Here is a 15,909-nt window from a genome sequence, read left to right as displayed (position 1 = left end):
ATGCAGACGAATTTCAGCCCTGAACAATTGCTGGATCCGGCAGTCAATGAAGCAGAAAAAATTCTGCGTGAATGCGTGCATTGCGGGTTTTGCACTGCCACTTGCCCGACCTATGTGACACTCGGCAATGAGCTGGACAGCCCGCGTGGCCGTATCTATCTCATCAAAGATATGCTTGAAAACGGCCGTGACGCGGATGAGGAAATCGTACGTCATGTCGATCGCTGTTTGTCTTGCCTTTCCTGCATGAGCACATGTCCGTCCGGTGTTAATTATATGCATCTGGTTGATCATGCGCGCGCCCATATTGAAAAGACCTATCAGCGTCCGTTGATGAACCGCATCACACGCGGCATTTTGGCGAAAATCCTGCCCTATCCGGCGCGTTTCCGTTTGGCGCTGCGGATGGCAAAGCTTGGTCGCCCGCTGGCGCCTGTATTTGATAAATTTGATGCGCTGAAACCCTATGCCGCAATGCTGCGCTTGGCACCCTCTGAAATTGCACCAAAATCAACACTTGAGCCTGTAAAGCCACAACAGAGCCGTGGTCGTGTAGCGATTTTAAATGGTTGTGCGCAGCCGGTGTTAAAACCCGGCATTAATGAAGCGACTTTGCGTCTTCTCGCACGCTTTAATATTGAAGTGGTGATGCCGAAGGGCGAGGGCTGCTGCGGCTCGCTGGTGCATCATATGGGGCGCGAAGAAGAAGCGTTGCAACAGGCGCGCCATAATGTCGATGTCTGGACGCGCGAGATTGAAGCAGGTGGCTTGGATGCCATTATTATCACCGCTTCAGGTTGCGGCACGACCATTAAAGATTATGGTTATATGCTGCGTCTGGATGAGCAATATGCAGAAAAAGCTGCACGAGTTTCAGCTTTGGCCAAAGATGTGACTGAATATTTGGTGACGCTTGAATTGCCAAAGCCTGAAAGCCCGAAAGCTTTAAGTGTTGCTTATCATTCGGCCTGTTCAATGCAGCACGGGCAAAAAATCACCCGTCAGCCAAAAGATTTGCTGGTGCTGGCAGGTTTTGAAGTGCGTGAGCCTTTGGAAGGGCATTTGTGCTGTGGTTCCGCCGGAACCTACAACATTATGCAGCCGGAAATCGCTGCGAAATTGCGGACGCGAAAAGTGGGAAATATTGAAGCAACCGGTGCGGCTTTGATTGCCACGGGTAATATTGGTTGCATGACGCAGATTGCGGGCGGCACTGGTTTGCCGATTGTGCACACTGTCGAGCTGCTTGACTGGGCATATGGCGGGCCAAAGCCGGTGGAATTGAGTGCTTTGGCGGCTTAATTCAGGCGTTAAAAGTTAAACTATCAGTGTTGAGCGGCATGGGGAGTGATTTTCACTGCCTGTGCCGTTTGCGTTGGTGCATTGGCCAGAACAGCTGTCGCCGAAACCGCAGAAACACTGACTGCAAAGACCGAAGCAATTAATAAAAGATGTCTTGGCTGCATGAAGGTAAATCCTGAAAGCACTGGTGTAATCACACGATCATCGCTGATAAACCCAACGGAATAGTAAACAGCTTGGTGCTATCTGGTGTTAAATTTTAAATAATCAGCGAGTTTACGAATTGTAGTTAGTCTGATCTTATGATTTGTGGTTAAAAAGATTTTAAAATGATGATTTTTGAAGGCAAAGTCAGTGAGTGATAGCGAGCAGGCGATTGAGAACGGCTTGGCAGCCGGACTTATTAAAGGTGAAGACCGGAAAATCCGCTGTTTTTGGCCGGGAACCTTGCCTGATTATCTCCATTATCACGATCATGAATGGGGGCATCCCGTTGATAGTGATCAGCGCCTGTTTGAAAAGATTTGCTTGGAGGGTTTCCAGTCTGGTCTGTCATGGCTGACGATTTTGCGTAAACGTGAAAATTTCCGTGCTGCTTTTGATGGTTTTGATTTTCACAAAGTTGCGCTTTATGGCGAGGATGATGTGGCACGTCTGCTGGGTGATGCAGGCATTGTGCGCCATCAGAGCAAAATTCGCTCCACTATCAATAATGCCAAACGTGCAATTGAGCTGGTTGCAGAAAAAGGCTCGCTGGCGGCTTATTTCTGGAGCTTTGAGCCGGATAAATCAGAGCGCCCTGAGATAGTGGATTATCCGACTTTAATTGCTAATCCGACCTCGGCAACATCGACAAAAATCTCCAAGGATTTGAAGAAGCGTGGCTGGTCATTTGTGGGGCCGACAACCGTTTATGCCTTTATGCAGGCAATGGGTTTGATCAATGATCATATTGAGGGCTGCCATTGCCGCGACAAGATTGACGCTATGCGGGCGGCGTTCAAGCGTCCTGTAGCTTGATTGCTGGCAGTTTGGTAGCGTCATTTGACTATATATGCCTTGCCGCACCGGATTTGATCGGTTAGGAAACGGACAGGGAAAGGCGGCACTGCGCCGCAATAATTAAGTGATAACCAGTGATTGGGCATGAGATATGACGGATAAAACCGCTAAAATGAAAGCGCGTTTGCCACGTGGATTTGTTGACCGGGTGCCGGAGGATTTGCGCGCCGCAGAAAAAATGCTGGCGACGATCCGCTCTGTCTATGAATTATATGGTTTTGAGCCGATTGAAACACCGCTGGTGGAATATACCGATGCGCTGGGCAAGTTCCTGCCGGATCAGGATCGTCCGAATGAAGGCGTGTTTTCACTGCAGGATGATGATGAGCAATGGCTGTCGCTGCGTTATGATCTGACCGCGCCGCTTGCCCGTCACGTTGCTGAAAACTTCAATGAAATTCAGTTGCCGTTCCGCACCTATCGCAATGGTTGGGTATTCCGCAACGAAAAGCCGGGCCCTGGCCGTTTCCGTCAGTTCATGCAATTTGATGCTGATACAGTGGGCGCACCGGGTGTCGCAGCTGATGCGGAAATGTGCATGATGGCTGCGGATACGCTGGAGCGCTTAGGCATCGCCCGTGGTGATTATGTTATTCGCGTTAACAACCGCAAGGTACTGGACGGCGTGCTGGAATCGATCGGCTTGGCAGGTGATGAAAATGCCAATCGCCGCCTTAATGTTTTGCGCGCGGTCGATAAGCTCGACAAGTTCGGCGAAGAAGGCGTGAAGCTGCTGCTCGGCGAAGGCCGCCGCGATGAATCGGGCGATTTTACCAAAGGCGCCGGACTGGATGCGGCAGCGATTGCCAAAGTGCTGGAATTTACTGCGGCAGGCAGCGAAGATGGCCAGCAGACCATTGCCAATTTGCGCAAAGTGGTTGAAGGCAATGCACGCGGTGTTGAAGGCGTGGAAGAACTTGCGCAGATGCAGGCACTATTTGATGCCGGCAACTATCAGGGTCGCGTGAAAATCGATCCGTCAGTTGTGCGCGGTCTCGAATATTATACCGGCCCTGTTTATGAAGCCGAATTGCAATTTGATGTCACCAATGAAAAAGGTGAAAAAGTTGTATTCGGTTCTGTCGGTGGCGGTGGCCGCTATGACGGTCTGGTGTCGCGCTTCCGCGGCCAGCCGGTTCCGGCAACCGGTTTTTCCATTGGTGTGTCACGCTTGATGACTGCCTTGAAAAATCTCGGTAAAATCGGGCAGGAAGAAACCATTGCACCGGTTCTCGTCACCGTCATGGATGGTGATGCGGAAAGCTTGGGCCATTATCAGAAATTTACCCAGAGCCTTCGTGATGCAGGTATCCGCGCCGAGATGTATCAGGGCAATTGGAAGAAATTCGGCAATCAGTTGAAATATGCTGATCGTCGCAATTCGCCGCTGGCCATCATTCAAGGTGGTGATGAGCGCGCGCAAGGCGAAGTGCAGATTAAAGATTTGATCGAAGGCAAGCGTCTTTCCGGTGAAATTGAAAGCAATGAAGAGTGGCGCGCCAGTCGTCCGGCTCAGGTCACTGTCAAAGAGCAGGATTTAGTCACCGAGGTTCAAAAAATCTTGGCGGCTCAGGCAGATGACCGCGCGAAAGGTTTGAGTTAATCGCATGACGGGTAATTCTTCTCTTATTCGCGATCTTTCTTCCGCGCTGACCAGCATGGAAGCGGATCTGGTATCTATTCCGCTGATTCAGCCTGCTGATCCTTTTCTGGATATGGCGGGCGAAGATTTGCGCAGACGTATTTTTCTCACTGAAAATGAGAATGGCGACAGTCTGTGCTTGCGTCCGGAGTTTACAATACCCGTCTGCCGTAATCATATTGCCTTGAATGCCGCCACACCGAAGCGTTACGCTTATTTGGGTGAAGTGTTCCGCCAGCGCCGTGATGGTGCGAGCGAGTTTTTGCAAGCCGGCATCGAAGATTTAGGCGAGACGGACGAGGCTTCTTCGGATGCCCGTTCTATCGCGGATGCGCTGGCTTGTGTGAAGGCTGCTGCCCCTGATGTTCATTTTGACATTGTGCTGGGTGATCAGGCGGTTTTTGCCGCCCTTGTTAAGGCACTTGGCCTGCCGCAAGGCTGGCGCAAAAAACTGCTGCGTGCTTTTGGTGACGAGAAAAGTTTAGGCACAACACTGGCGGATTTGTCTGCTCCGCAACCACAGGATCAGCTGCCTGATAATATAATGGCACTGATCGCAGAAGGCGATGAAGCAGGACTGGCGCAAGTGCTGGAGCTGGAAATGCAGGAGGCAGGTATTTCGCCTTCCGCTGGCCGTACACCAGCAGAAATTGCCCGCCGTCTGATTGAAAAAGAAGATCTGGCCGCCATTAAATTTCCGGCTGCTGCTCTATCTGCCTTGCAAGGTTTTCTCGATATTCGGGCGTCTCTCAATGTGGCAACGGTTACATTGCGAGCTTTTGCAGCCGATCATGATCTGGATCTGGCATCAGCAATCCAGAAATTTGAAGCGCGTGCGCGTGCCATTGCTGCCAGCGGCATTGATACGGACAAGCTTATTTATGATGCCTCTTTTGGTCGTCCGCTCGATTATTACACCGGCCTTGTTTATGAAATCCGCCAGACGGCAGATGGCGAGGAACAGGTGATTGTCGGTGGCGGTCGCTATGACCGTCTGCTGACCATGCTGGGTGCCAGCGAACCTATTCCCGGCGTCGGGTTTTCTATCTGGCTTGACCGGTTGCGCAAACTTGCCGGAGAGCCGTTATGAGTGTCGTTTTAGCACTGCCGTCCAAGGGGCGGCTAAAAGAAAAATCATTGGAAATTCTCGGTGCTGCCGGATTCAAGGTGATTTTGCCGGACGATGATCGTAATTATCGCGCCCGCGTTGAAGGCGTGGATGATCTCGACATTTTGTTTTTGTCGGCTTCTGAAATTGCACGCGAGCTGGGCTATGGTTCGGTTGATTTAGGCGTAACGGGAGAAGACCTGATCCGCGAAACTTTAGCCCATGCCGATGAGCGCGTGAGCATTGAAGTGCCGCTTGGTTTTGGCCATGCCGATGTGGTGGTGGCGCTGCCGGAAGTGTGGCGCGATGTGACGACTATGGCTGATCTGGATGATGTGGCAGCAGATTTCCGCCAGCGTCATGGTCGCCGTTTGCGTATTGCCACTAAATATTGGCGCCTGACCCAGCAGTTTTTCTCACAAAAACACGGCATTCAGGTTTACCGCATTGTGGAAAGTCTGGGGGCAACAGAAGGTGCGCCTGCGGCGGGTTCAGCGGACATGATTGTCGATATTACCTCGACCGGTTCCACTTTGCGCGCGAACAAGCTCAAAGTGCTTGAAGATGGCGTGATCCTGCGTTCACAAGCCTGTCTGGTGGCCGCACGGCGTAATCTTGATCATCCGCGTGTGCAGGATGTGATTGCGCGTATTCGTCAAGGAATAAGCAATATTGACTGATAGACTACAGGCATCAAAAGCCGGTCAGTGATGACCGGCTTTTTTGTTTCAAACAGGCTTGCTGCCGATCAAAGCATAGTAGCCGATATAAATATAACAAATAACGGGCATGATATAAGCCAGGTGCACGCCGATATAGTCAGCTATCATGCCTTGCAGGAGCGGAACAATCGCACCGCCAACAATTGCCAGACATATAATACCGGATGCTTGGCTGGTATGTTTGCCTAAGCCATTAACCGCAAGGCTGAAGATGGTGGGGAACATGATCGAGTTGAATAAGCCAATCGACAAAACCGCCCACATGGCCAGTGAACCATTGGTGAGTACAGTAACAATCAAGAGCAAAATTGCCATCGAAGCATTGAAGGCAAGCACTTTGCGGCTATCGGCATAGCGCATCACAGCTGAGCCGATAAAGCGGCCAAGCATCGCTCCGCCCCAATAGAAAGAAACATAATGTGCGGCTTGGTTTTCCGGTAGGCCAGCAATTTCAGGCAGGTGTAAAAAATTGACCAAAAAGCTGCCGATACTGACCTCTGCGCCGACATAAAGAAAAATGCCAACTGTGCCTAGCAGCAAATGGCGATAGTGCCATGCGGAGCCTTCTGCTACCTCTTGCACTTCGATTTTGCGCCGCACATCCGGCAGTTTCAGAGCTGCGAAAATGATGGCGAGCAGCAATAAAGCAAGGCTCAGCAACAGATAGGGAACGCGCACACTATCGGCTCCGGACTCTGCATCGGATACGGCAGCAGAAAGGATCAGGTAAGAGCCAAAAAACGGTGCGAGAGTGGTGCCAAGCGAGTTGAAGGCTTGTGTAAGGCTCAGGCGGCTGGCTGAGGTTTCTTGTGAGCCGAGAATGGTGATGTAAGGATTGGCTGCGACCTGCAAAATGGTAACGCCGGAAGCCAAAACAAAGAGTGCGCCTAAAAAGAGTTCGTACGTTTTATAAGAGGCGGCCGGAATGAATAAGACACAGCCAAGTGCCGCCATAAGTAAGCCGACAACAATGCCCCACTTGTAAGAAATACGGCTGATGAGGGCGCTGGCAGGAACCGAGACAATAAAATAAGCGCCGAAATAACAAAACTGGATCAGCATTGTCTGGGTGTAATTCAGCTGAAAGACACCCTTTAAATGTGGAATGAGAATATCATTCAGACAGGTGATGAAACCAAATAAGAAGAACAGTGCCGCGAGGCTGGAAAGTGCTGAAGTGTAATTTTCATGAGGTGGGGTAGCCGCATTGAGCTGGCCATTTGGTGCGGGTGAAAGAGCCATAATAATCTCTGATCAATAAAATAAAATTGTGCCTTGAGGGGCGGCATGGGCATTAAAGACAGCAAAAAAATAAGCAGGCTATGCGTGGCCAAAAGCCGGTTTGAATATTATCTTTGACTGGTTTTGCTGCCGGATATTATTAAACATGCATAGGAATAATTCGATTTTTTATATAAGTAAATGCTAAAAAGCCGTGCGGGTAAGGCACGGCTTTTTAAAAATATCAGGCGGGGGATTTGATTAACGTAGTTTTGCGTCAACCGAATAGCTGCCGGCACCATATGCTGCCAGAGCCAGAAGACCACCGGCAATGGCCAGATTTTTCTGTGCCATCATAACATTGAGGCCATCAGAGAAATCCATATGAGCCACCAGAATGGCACCGATGGTGAAGAGGGCAACAATCACAGCAGCGATACGGGTCTGGAAGCCGATGAGAATTGCAAGGCCACCGAGAAACTCAATCAGACCAACCAGAACTGCGGTGACAGTTGGCATTGGCAGACCGAGTGAACCAAAATAACCGGCGGTGCCGCCGATTGCGGTCAGCTTAGCCCAACCGGCAAGAATAAACAGGATGGAAATAAAAACACGGCCGATAAGAACAGCAATGCTGTTAAGGCCGGAATTTGCAGTTTCACTTTGGAATGACATAGGTATCTCCGTTTGTAATTACAGATTAAATACACCTTGTATGCTGTCCATAAAAGTCAGTGCTTGGTCGACTAATTGTATCCATTTAGTGAACGACGCAGCGCGATTTTAACTGTAAAACCGCGCTGACATTGCAAAATATCTCATTTTTTCGGTGTTGGCGCCAGCATATCTTCAGGGCGCACAAGACGATCATAATCGGTTTCTGAAACAAGACCGCTTTTCAACGCTTCTTCGCGCAAAGTCGTGCCGTTAACATGGGCAGTTTTGGCGATTTTTGCAGCATTATCATAGCCGATGGCCGGAGCAAGTGCTGTCACAAGCATCAAAGATTGCTCAAGCAATGCCTGAATGCGGGTTTCATCGGCTTCAATGCCGGCAACACAATGGTCGGCAAAAGAACGCATTGCATCAGTGAGCAGGCGGATCGATTGCAGCACATTGAAGATGATAACCGGCTTGAACACATTCAGCTCAAAATGCCCCTGACTGGCAGCGACGCTCACAGTGGTATTATTACCAAAGACTTGGGTGGCAACCATGGTCAGTGCTTCGGCTTGTGTCGGGTTGACCTTCCCCGGCATGATTGATGAGCCCGGCTCATTTTCCGGCAGCTTCAATTCGCCAAGGCCTGAGCGCGGGCCTGAGCCCAGAAAGCGGATATCATTGGCAATTTTAAAGAGATCAGCGGCAAGCGCGTTGAGGGCACCGTGGAATTGTACAAGTGCGCCATGACTGGCGAGCGCTTCAAACTTGTTTGGTGCGGTTTTGAAGCTTAAACCGGTAATGGTTGATACGGCATCGGCAAAGCCGGTGTCGAAGCCTTCCGGTGCATTGAGGCCGGTGCCGACCGCAGTGCCGCCCTGCGCCAAAAGCATTACATCTTCAAGGCTCTGTTTAATGCGGTGCGCGGCATATTCAAGCGCTGCACGATAACCGGAAAATTCCTGTCCCAGCGTAACTGGCGTTGCATCCTGTGTATGGGTGCGGCCAATCTTGATAATCTTCGCAAAGGCATTTTCTTTGTCTTTGAGATGTCTGGTCAGATATTCAAGCGACGGCAACAGCTTATTGACTGTTTCCAGCGCGGTTGCAATGTGAATTGCCGTCGGGAATGTATCATTCGACGACTGGCTCATATTGACGTGATCATTCGGGTGGACAGGTTTTTTGCTGCCCATTTCGCCGCCCATCAATTCGATGGCACGGTTGGAGATCACTTCATTGGCGTTCATATTGGATTGGGTGCCGGAGCCGGTCTGCCAGACAACAAGCGGAAAATGATCGTCAAAATTACCGTTGACGACTTCGGCTGCGGCAATGGTGATGACACGACCCAGTACCGGATCCAGTTTGCCGAGCTCCATGTTGGTTTCGGCCGCCGCTTGTTTGACAATGCCAAGCGCATGGATGAGAGGGAGCGGCAGGCGTTCGCCGCCGATCTTGAAATTATGCAAAGAGCGTTCGGTTTGTGCACCCCAATAGCGATCCTGAGCAACTTCAATCGGACCAAAACTATCGGTTTCAACACGGGTAGCAGTCATTCAGGGACTCCGTTTTCTCATCTGATTTAGATGTGGGTATGGCTTCCATGCGCCGGTTTCATCGCACGGCAAATAAGCTGAAATGGATGGGAGCGGAAGAACCAAGTTAAAGCCGCTTGGGATCAGGCTTCTTGATCGTCCTCATCCTCGGTAATCCATAAAACCGGTTCGATTCTTTTCTGGGTTTTGCTATCGGTGAAAATCCACCATCCGGTGTCATTTTCATCCCAGTCTCCGCCACTTGATCGTAGTCGATCTAAAGCGCGGAATTGCGCGACCGACTCATTGGTCTGATCGTCTTCGTCAATCCACTGCACCAAAACTTTGGTACCGTCTTGCGGGGCTGTGCTGATCGGATGTTCTTTGCGCATGCAGTTTCTCCTTCAGTCTCTTGATTTAAGAAGATAGGGCAGAAAATGCAAAGAGCAAGCCGGATCACTGCAAATTGACGTGCATTATCCGGCTTGTTGATATCAAATATTATTTAGAACGGGCGTCTTTAAGCGCTGAACCCCACCATTGCAGCTGATCCAGCATGGTATTTGCAGCATCGTTAAGATGTGCAAATTCATTCAATGTTTTTTCGCCTTTGACCACGGCCAGATATTCCGGGAACAGGATATGGACGCCGGTTTTAACTGACATAGAGGTCATTTCTACCGCGATCTGACGCAGATGTTCAACCGCGCGCGCACCACCAACGCCGCCGTAACCGACAAAGCCCATTGGCTTCTGGATCCAGTCACCATGGTCGATGGCGTTTTTAAGTACGCCGGTAGGGGCGTGGTTGTATTCGGCAACGGTCAGTACATAAGCATCAAATGAGCGCAGTTTGGTTTTCCAGTTTTCTGCTGCTTGATTCTCCGCCTCAGTGGTTGCCGGATCGCCGTAAAAGCCCATTGGGTAATCTGCAACGTCGATGACTTCGACTTCGAGATCAGAGCGCTGCGCTGCAATTTCTGCAAACCACTTTGCTGGTGTTGGTGCAAAACGTTCGGTGCGGGTGCTGCCAATGATAACGGCGACTTTAAGCTTGCTCATTTAAATTACCTCATTGTTGGTGTCTTGCATTTGCGGTGATGCATTGGAGTGCCACCCACCACAAATGCCTGAATTCTTTTCCATTGATGTGAGCTTATTCGTTTAAGTGAATTTGAATATACTCTGGTAACCAATGGTTACTTACCCTATATAAGTAACTAACAGATGTCGGCAAGGAGGCACTTTTTTGAAACCTGAATTATTTAGAGTTACACCTGCCTGTCAGGCCGTAACCGAGATTTTATCGCGAGTTGGTGACAAGTGGACTGTGCTTGTTGTGAGCTATCTTGGCAATGGGCCGATGCGTTTTAATGAGCTGAAGCGTACAGTGAACGGTATTTCGCAAAAAATGCTCACTACAACACTTCGTTCGCTGGAACGTGACGGCTTTGTGCTGCGCACCGTTTATCAGGGCGTTCCTGCAAAGGTGGAATATCAGCTCACAGATCTGGGTCGTGATTTGCTTGTGCCGGTGCGGGGATTGAGTGCTTGGGCGATTGCCAATGAGCAGCGGGTTAAAAATGCACGTCTGCAATATGATGCTGCGCAAAATCCTGAATTGGCAGAGGCGGCTGAATAAAATTTTATAGGTCGTATTCATTGAGAAAAGACAGGCACTTTAGGCCTGTCTTTTCAATGTGAGAATGAACTTCCCATAAAAGTGGGGGGGTGAGAAATTCATATATATCTCACCCATAATACAGAGCATGTTTTAAAACTATGCGCAATCACAACTCTTTGGGATTGAGGCAAAGTCTCTAAGTTTCCTTGAAGAAACCACCCTTCATGGTAACGCGACCATAAAATTAAATCTAACTGCGCGCATTGTGCCAACGTAGATCAACTCTGCTTAGTGATTTATCAGCAAATTTAAGCGTCCATTTTAGAATCAGTGACATAAAAAAAGCCCCTGAATAATCAGAGGCTTTTCATTTATTAGACGCATTATCATTGCCGCACCGGCGCAAGCGCCTGTGCTATGAAATGCCTGGATGGACTTCTTAGAAGTCCATGCCGCCCATGCCGCCCATGCCACCCATGCCGCCGCCTGGCATTGCTGGCATGCCGCTGTCTTTCTTCGGCAGTTCAGCAATCATGGCTTCAGTGGTGATCATCAGGCCAGCGATAGAAGCTGCGTTCTGCAGAGCAGTACGAACAACCTTAACCGGATCAACAACACCAGCTTTAATCAGATCGCCGTATTCGTTGGTTGCAGTGTTGTAACCAAAGGTTTCAGAAGTGTTTTCGAGGATCTTACCAACGATAACAGATGCTTCTTCACCGGCGTTTGTGGTGATCTGACGAGCAGGAGCCTGCAGAGCGCGACGAACGATGTTGATACCAGCTTCCTGGTCAGCATTGATGCCTTTTGCAGTGATGTTTGCAGAAGCGCGAAGCAATGCAGTACCACCACCTGGTACGATACCTTCTTCAACAGCCGCACGGGTTGCGTTCAGAGCATCGTCAACGCGGTCTTTGCGTTCTTTAACTTCAACTTCAGTTGCACCGCCAACGCGGATAACTGCAACACCGCCAGCAAGCTTAGCAAGACGTTCCTGCAGCTTTTCACGGTCGTAGTCAGAAGTGGTTTCTTCGATCTGCTGCTTGATCTGGCCAACGCGGGCTTCGATTTCAGCTTTTGCACCTGCACCGTCAACGACAGTGGTGGTTTCTTTGCTGATTGCAACTTTCTTCGCACGGCCGAGCATGTCGAGGGTTACGGATTCCAGCTTGATGCCGAGATCTTCGGAGATAACCTGACCGCCGGTAAGGATAGCGATATCTTCGAGCATTGCCTTACGACGATCGCCAAAGCCCGGAGCCTTAACAGCAGCAATTTTCAGGCCGCCGCGCAGCTTGTTAACAACCAGAGTTGCCAGTGCTTCGCCTTCTACGTCTTCAGCGATGATGACGAGTGGCTTGGAGGTCTGAACAACAGCTTCGAGAACCGGCAGAAGAGCCTGCAGGTTGGAAAGCTTCTTTTCATGCAGAAGGATGTAAGCATCTTCCAGATCTGCAATCATTTTTTCCGGGTTGGTTACGAAGTAAGGGGACAGGTAACCGCGGTCGAACTGCATACCTTCAACAACTTCGAGCTCTGTTTCAGCAGTTTTAGCTTCTTCAACAGTAATAACGCCTTCGTTGCCGACTTTCTGCATGGCTTCAGCAATCATCTGACCGATTTCTGCTTCGCCATTTGCGGAGATTGTGCCAACCTGAGCAACTTCTTCAGAAGTGTTGATTTTCTGAGCTTTGCCGAGAAGGTTTGCAACAACTTCAGTTACTGCCAGATCAATACCGCGCTTCAGATCCATCGGGTTCATGCCGGCAGCAACAGCTTTTGCGCCTTCCTGAACGATAGCCTGACCCAGAACGGTAGCGGTTGTTGTACCGTCACCAGCTGTGTCGTTGGTTTTGCTTGCTACTTCGCGCAGCATCTGTGCGCCCATGTTTTCGAACTTGTCTTCAAGTTCTACTTCTTTAGCAACCGAAACACCGTCTTTGGTGATGCGTGGAGCACCAAAGGATTTGTCGATAACAACGTTACGACCTTTAGGGCCGAGTGTTACTTTTACAGCATCTGCAAGGATGTCGACGCCGCGCAGCATTTTTTCGCGCGCTGAACGACCGAATTTTACTTCTTTAGCAGCCATTTTATATCTCCTGGGAATTGTCCCGGTCAGATTGGTGGTTAAAACGAATATCTCTGCCGCCGGTGAAACAACCGGCTTTCATCAGGGTGCATCAATAATGCACCGCTTGAATGAATTAGCCGAGGATACCCAGAATGTCGGATTCTTTCATGATCAGCAGGTCTTCGCCGCCAATCTTGACTTCTGTGCCGGACCACTTGCCGAACAGAACTTTGTCACCAGCTTTAACGTCCAGTGCAATCAGCTTACCGGCTTCGTCACGTGTGCCAGAACCTACAGAAACAACAACGCCTTCTGATGGCTTTTCTTTTGCGGAATCAGGAATGATGATGCCGCCAGCGGTTTTTGCTTCCGACTCCACACGACGGACAACGACGCGATCGTGAAGTGGGCGGAAATTGGTCTCAGCCATGATCTAAACCCTTAAAAAAATAAAGTTGAACCCCTCCATGGACCTTATGATCCACGGTTATTAGCACTCAGTCACCCCGAGTGCTAACCTGCTATTTAGATAGAAATGCCCTGTTTTAATGTCAAGGTCGGGAAGCGCTTAAGATTAAGAAAGAAATGCAAATTTTTCAGGCATGTTCTTTAAAGGCTGATTTTCACCGGCATAAAGGCAATAGTGTCAAGCTTTTAGCCGAAGTTTACGAGCTTTAACCCTGAATTTAGTTAACCAACCAAACATGTCAGCTTTATGAAAATATTTGTGTGTTTGTCTCAGGCTTTTATAAGAATCGCAGTTTTCTGAAGTTTTCATACGCAGTGATTGGCACTGACTTTGCATGCAGGCGTGACATGGGACTGCGCATGCGTTAGAGGAGCAGACGTGAAACACATTTATTATCATTGCACTCCGGTAAAGCTTCTTTAGTCTGCCGGTTGGTTTCAATAGATAGTAACGCTTCAATTGCGGGTTTGGAATAATCCGTGCGGTTTATATAATGAGGATTGGCATGAAATTTCCTGAGCGTCTGGATGATCTCACCAATGATTATGATGTGCTGTTCTGCGATGTGTGGGGCGTGGTGCATAATGGTGAGGAAGCTTTTCCGCTCGCCTGTGAGGCTTTGCAGCGTGCACGCGCCAAAGGTGTGAAGGTTATTTTGGTCACCAATTCTCCGCGTCCTTTCCCGGGCGTCGTGGCGCAGCTCGGCACCTTGGGCGTGCCGGATGATGCTTATGACGTGGTTGTGACCTCCGGCGATGTAACCCGCGATCTGATTGCCGAAGGCCCGCGCAAAGTTTTCTATATCGGCGCCGATCATGAATATGCGATTTTCGACGGTCTTGATGTGGAAGTGGTAGAAGAATTTGAAGCTGCCGGTGTTGTTTGCACTGGGCTCTTTAATGACGAGGTGGAAACACCTGAGGATTACACCGAAATGCTGGAGCGTTTCCGTGCCCGTAATCTGCCTTTTATTTGTGCCAATCCTGATTTGATGGTGGAACGCGGCACACGCATGATCTGGTGCGCCGGTGTTCTGGCGCGTGATTACGGTTTGATGGGCGGCCGTACACAGGTGGCAGGTAAGCCGCATCATCCGATTTATGAAGCTGCATTAAAAGCTGCGGAAAAGCTTCTTGGCCGTAGCGTCGAAAAATCGCGCATACTGGCTATTGGCGATGGTATCCTGACTGATGTAAAGGGTGCGGCACAATTTGGTGTTGATGTTCTTTATATTTCCGGCGGCGTGCACGCGGCCGATTATATTGATGCAGAAACCGTGGATGTTGAAAAGCTGAAAGCGTTTTTGAACAAGCACGGCCATCAGCCGGTTGCGACGATCAAACATCTCGTTTAATCGCACTGAAATAAAACGCACAGAGCAATTTCATGTCCAAACAGCCATTTCAGCGTCTTAATACCACGGATAATCTGCCAGCGCATTTGCGCCATGCTGTCGTGGCTATTGGTAATTTTGATGGTGTGCATCGCGGACATCAGGCTGTGCTGCAACAGGCGCTGGAACTGGCCGCAAGTCAGGGGCGGCCATGCGTCGCCCTGACATTCGAGCCGCATCCGCGTTCTTTCTTCAAACCGGATGAGCCGGTTGACCGGCTGACGCCATCACGCGAAAAATCTTATCTGCTTGAGATTTTAGGTTTTGATGCGGTGATTGAACAGCCTTTTACGGCTGAATTTTCAGCGCTCAGTGCCGAAGAATTCGTCGAGACTATTCTGGTTAAAAACTTTGCTGCCAGCGGTGTGGTCATCGGTTATGACTTTCACTTTGGTAAAGCGCGCCGCGGCACGCCGGAATTTCTGGTTGGTGCGGGCAAGCAGGCAGGTTTCAGCGTGACATTGGTGGATGCTTTTTGCGATGAAGGCGCCGCACAAATCTCTTCAAGCCGCATCCGTGATTTTCTCTGTGATGGCGATGTGGTGCAGGCGGCCGGTCTTCTTGGCCATCGTTATCAGGTGCGCGCAGAAGTGGTACATGGCCGCAAACTTGGCCGCGAGCTTGGCTTTCCAACTGCCAATATGCATTTGCCGGAACAAACCCATCTGAAACATGGTATTTATGCTGTGCGTTTCCGTCGTGCAGACGGCACACTTTATAATGGTGTGGCCAGTTATGGCCGCCGTCCGACAGTGACAGATAACGGCGTGCCGCTGCTCGAAACCTTCTTGTTTGATTTTTCCGGCGATCTTTACGGTGAGCTTGCTACTGTTTCCTTCTTTGGTTTTTTGCGTGGCGAGATAAAATTTGACGGGCTGGATCCGCTGATGGAACAAATGCGTCAGGATGAAGCAGAAGCACGCGCGCTGCTTGCTGCAGTTAAGCCATTGTCGCCGCTTGATCAAAAGCTGTCATTTGATGGTAGTGTTGATTGTTTAACTGCTGCGCACCCGTAAAAATGACAGTTTAAACCTAAGTTTACTGATTTACTGCAAGATGCTATGAAGAGTTTTACTTATGTGCCCGCATTTGTT

Annotated in this window: 16 protein-coding genes; 8 read left to right on the top strand and 8 right to left on the bottom strand. The window is 49.8% G+C overall.

Going from position 1 to position 15,909, the window contains the following annotated elements:
• Nucleotides 1–1,302 (top strand): glycolate oxidase subunit GlcF, encoded by a 1,302-nt coding sequence (gene glcF, locus FHS77_RS04730; RefSeq protein WP_184220807.1) that lies wholly within the window; start codon nucleotides 1–3, stop codon nucleotides 1,300–1,302.
• 23 nt (nucleotides 1,303–1,325) lie between these two features.
• Here the strand turns inward: glcF and FHS77_RS04725 are convergent, their stop codons facing one another.
• A complete protein-coding gene (locus FHS77_RS04725) occupies nucleotides 1,326–1,466 on the bottom strand; it encodes a hypothetical protein (RefSeq protein WP_184220804.1) in 141 nt (46 codons plus the stop codon).
• 190 nt (nucleotides 1,467–1,656) lie between these two features.
• On the opposite strand from FHS77_RS04725, the gene FHS77_RS04720 reads away from it, so the two are divergent.
• From FHS77_RS04720 to hisG, 4 genes are all read left to right on the top strand, one after another.
• Nucleotides 1,657–2,322 (top strand): DNA-3-methyladenine glycosylase I, encoded by a 666-nt coding sequence (locus FHS77_RS04720; protein ID WP_184220801.1) that lies wholly within the window; start codon nucleotides 1,657–1,659, stop codon nucleotides 2,320–2,322.
• A 133-nt stretch (nucleotides 2,323–2,455) separates the two neighbouring features.
• Complete coding sequence (hisS, locus tag FHS77_RS04715; RefSeq protein WP_184220798.1) at nucleotides 2,456–3,967, top strand: histidine--tRNA ligase; 1,512 nt, start codon at nucleotides 2,456–2,458, stop codon at nucleotides 3,965–3,967.
• A gap of 4 nt (nucleotides 3,968–3,971) precedes the next feature.
• Nucleotides 3,972–5,096 (top strand): ATP phosphoribosyltransferase regulatory subunit, encoded by a 1,125-nt coding sequence (locus tag FHS77_RS04710; RefSeq protein WP_184220795.1) that lies wholly within the window; start codon nucleotides 3,972–3,974, stop codon nucleotides 5,094–5,096.
• Entirely contained in the window at nucleotides 5,093–5,794 is a 702-nt protein-coding gene (gene hisG / locus FHS77_RS04705; RefSeq protein ID WP_184220793.1) for an ATP phosphoribosyltransferase, read from the top strand. Before FHS77_RS04710 ends, hisG begins: the two co-directional genes overlap by 4 nt.
• Before the next feature lie 48 nt (nucleotides 5,795–5,842).
• On the opposite strand, the gene FHS77_RS04700 is transcribed toward hisG, so the two are convergent.
• The 5 genes from FHS77_RS04700 to FHS77_RS04680 form a co-directional block, all read right to left on the bottom strand.
• Nucleotides 5,843–7,078 (bottom strand): sugar MFS transporter, encoded by a 1,236-nt coding sequence (locus FHS77_RS04700; RefSeq protein ID WP_184220790.1) that lies wholly within the window; start codon nucleotides 7,076–7,078, stop codon nucleotides 5,843–5,845.
• A 240-nt stretch (nucleotides 7,079–7,318) separates the two neighbouring features.
• On the bottom strand, nucleotides 7,319–7,732 hold the full coding sequence (locus FHS77_RS04695) for a DoxX family protein (RefSeq protein ID WP_184220788.1): 414 nt from the start codon (nucleotides 7,730–7,732) through the stop codon (nucleotides 7,319–7,321).
• A 143-nt stretch (nucleotides 7,733–7,875) separates the two neighbouring features.
• Nucleotides 7,876–9,276, bottom strand: a complete 1,401-nt coding sequence (gene fumC / locus FHS77_RS04690; protein ID WP_184220785.1) for a class II fumarate hydratase — start codon at nucleotides 9,274–9,276, stop codon at nucleotides 7,876–7,878.
• A 122-nt stretch (nucleotides 9,277–9,398) separates the two neighbouring features.
• Nucleotides 9,399–9,647 carry a hypothetical protein gene (locus FHS77_RS04685; protein ID WP_184220782.1) on the bottom strand — a complete coding sequence of 83 codons (249 nt, stop codon included), beginning with the start codon at nucleotides 9,645–9,647 and terminating at the stop codon, nucleotides 9,399–9,401.
• 109 nt (nucleotides 9,648–9,756) lie between these two features.
• A complete protein-coding gene (locus tag FHS77_RS04680) occupies nucleotides 9,757–10,317 on the bottom strand; it encodes an NADPH-dependent FMN reductase (protein ID WP_184220780.1) in 561 nt (186 codons plus the stop codon).
• A gap of 187 nt (nucleotides 10,318–10,504) precedes the next feature.
• Between FHS77_RS04680 and FHS77_RS04675 the strand changes: the two genes are divergently transcribed.
• Nucleotides 10,505–10,897, top strand: a complete 393-nt coding sequence (locus tag FHS77_RS04675; RefSeq protein WP_184220778.1) for a winged helix-turn-helix transcriptional regulator — start codon at nucleotides 10,505–10,507, stop codon at nucleotides 10,895–10,897.
• Between the two features lie 421 nt (nucleotides 10,898–11,318).
• Here the strand turns inward: FHS77_RS04675 and groL are convergent, their stop codons facing one another.
• Together groL and FHS77_RS04665 are read right to left on the bottom strand one after the other, a co-directional pair.
• Nucleotides 11,319–12,971, bottom strand: a complete 1,653-nt coding sequence (gene groL, locus FHS77_RS04670; protein ID WP_184220775.1) for a chaperonin GroEL — start codon at nucleotides 12,969–12,971, stop codon at nucleotides 11,319–11,321.
• A 115-nt stretch (nucleotides 12,972–13,086) separates the two neighbouring features.
• On the bottom strand, nucleotides 13,087–13,383 hold the full coding sequence (locus FHS77_RS04665) for a co-chaperone GroES (protein WP_184220772.1): 297 nt from the start codon (nucleotides 13,381–13,383) through the stop codon (nucleotides 13,087–13,089).
• A gap of 544 nt (nucleotides 13,384–13,927) precedes the next feature.
• Between FHS77_RS04665 and FHS77_RS04660 the strand changes: the two genes are divergently transcribed.
• Together FHS77_RS04660 and FHS77_RS04655 are read left to right on the top strand one after the other, a co-directional pair.
• Nucleotides 13,928–14,776 (top strand): TIGR01459 family HAD-type hydrolase, encoded by an 849-nt coding sequence (locus FHS77_RS04660; RefSeq protein WP_184220768.1) that lies wholly within the window; start codon nucleotides 13,928–13,930, stop codon nucleotides 14,774–14,776.
• A 32-nt stretch (nucleotides 14,777–14,808) separates the two neighbouring features.
• Nucleotides 14,809–15,831: a bifunctional riboflavin kinase/FAD synthetase gene (locus FHS77_RS04655; RefSeq protein WP_184220765.1), complete on the top strand. Its 1,023-nt coding sequence runs from the start codon at nucleotides 14,809–14,811 to the stop codon at nucleotides 15,829–15,831.
• Nucleotides 15,832–15,909 lie beyond the last annotated feature (78 nt).

This window comes from Paenochrobactrum gallinarii, from assembly GCF_014205685.1.
Lineage (GTDB): Bacteria > Pseudomonadota > Alphaproteobacteria > Rhizobiales > Rhizobiaceae > Paenochrobactrum > Paenochrobactrum gallinarii.
Note: the sequence above shows the minus strand (reverse complement) of the source record. Positions and strands in the feature narration are given on the sequence as shown.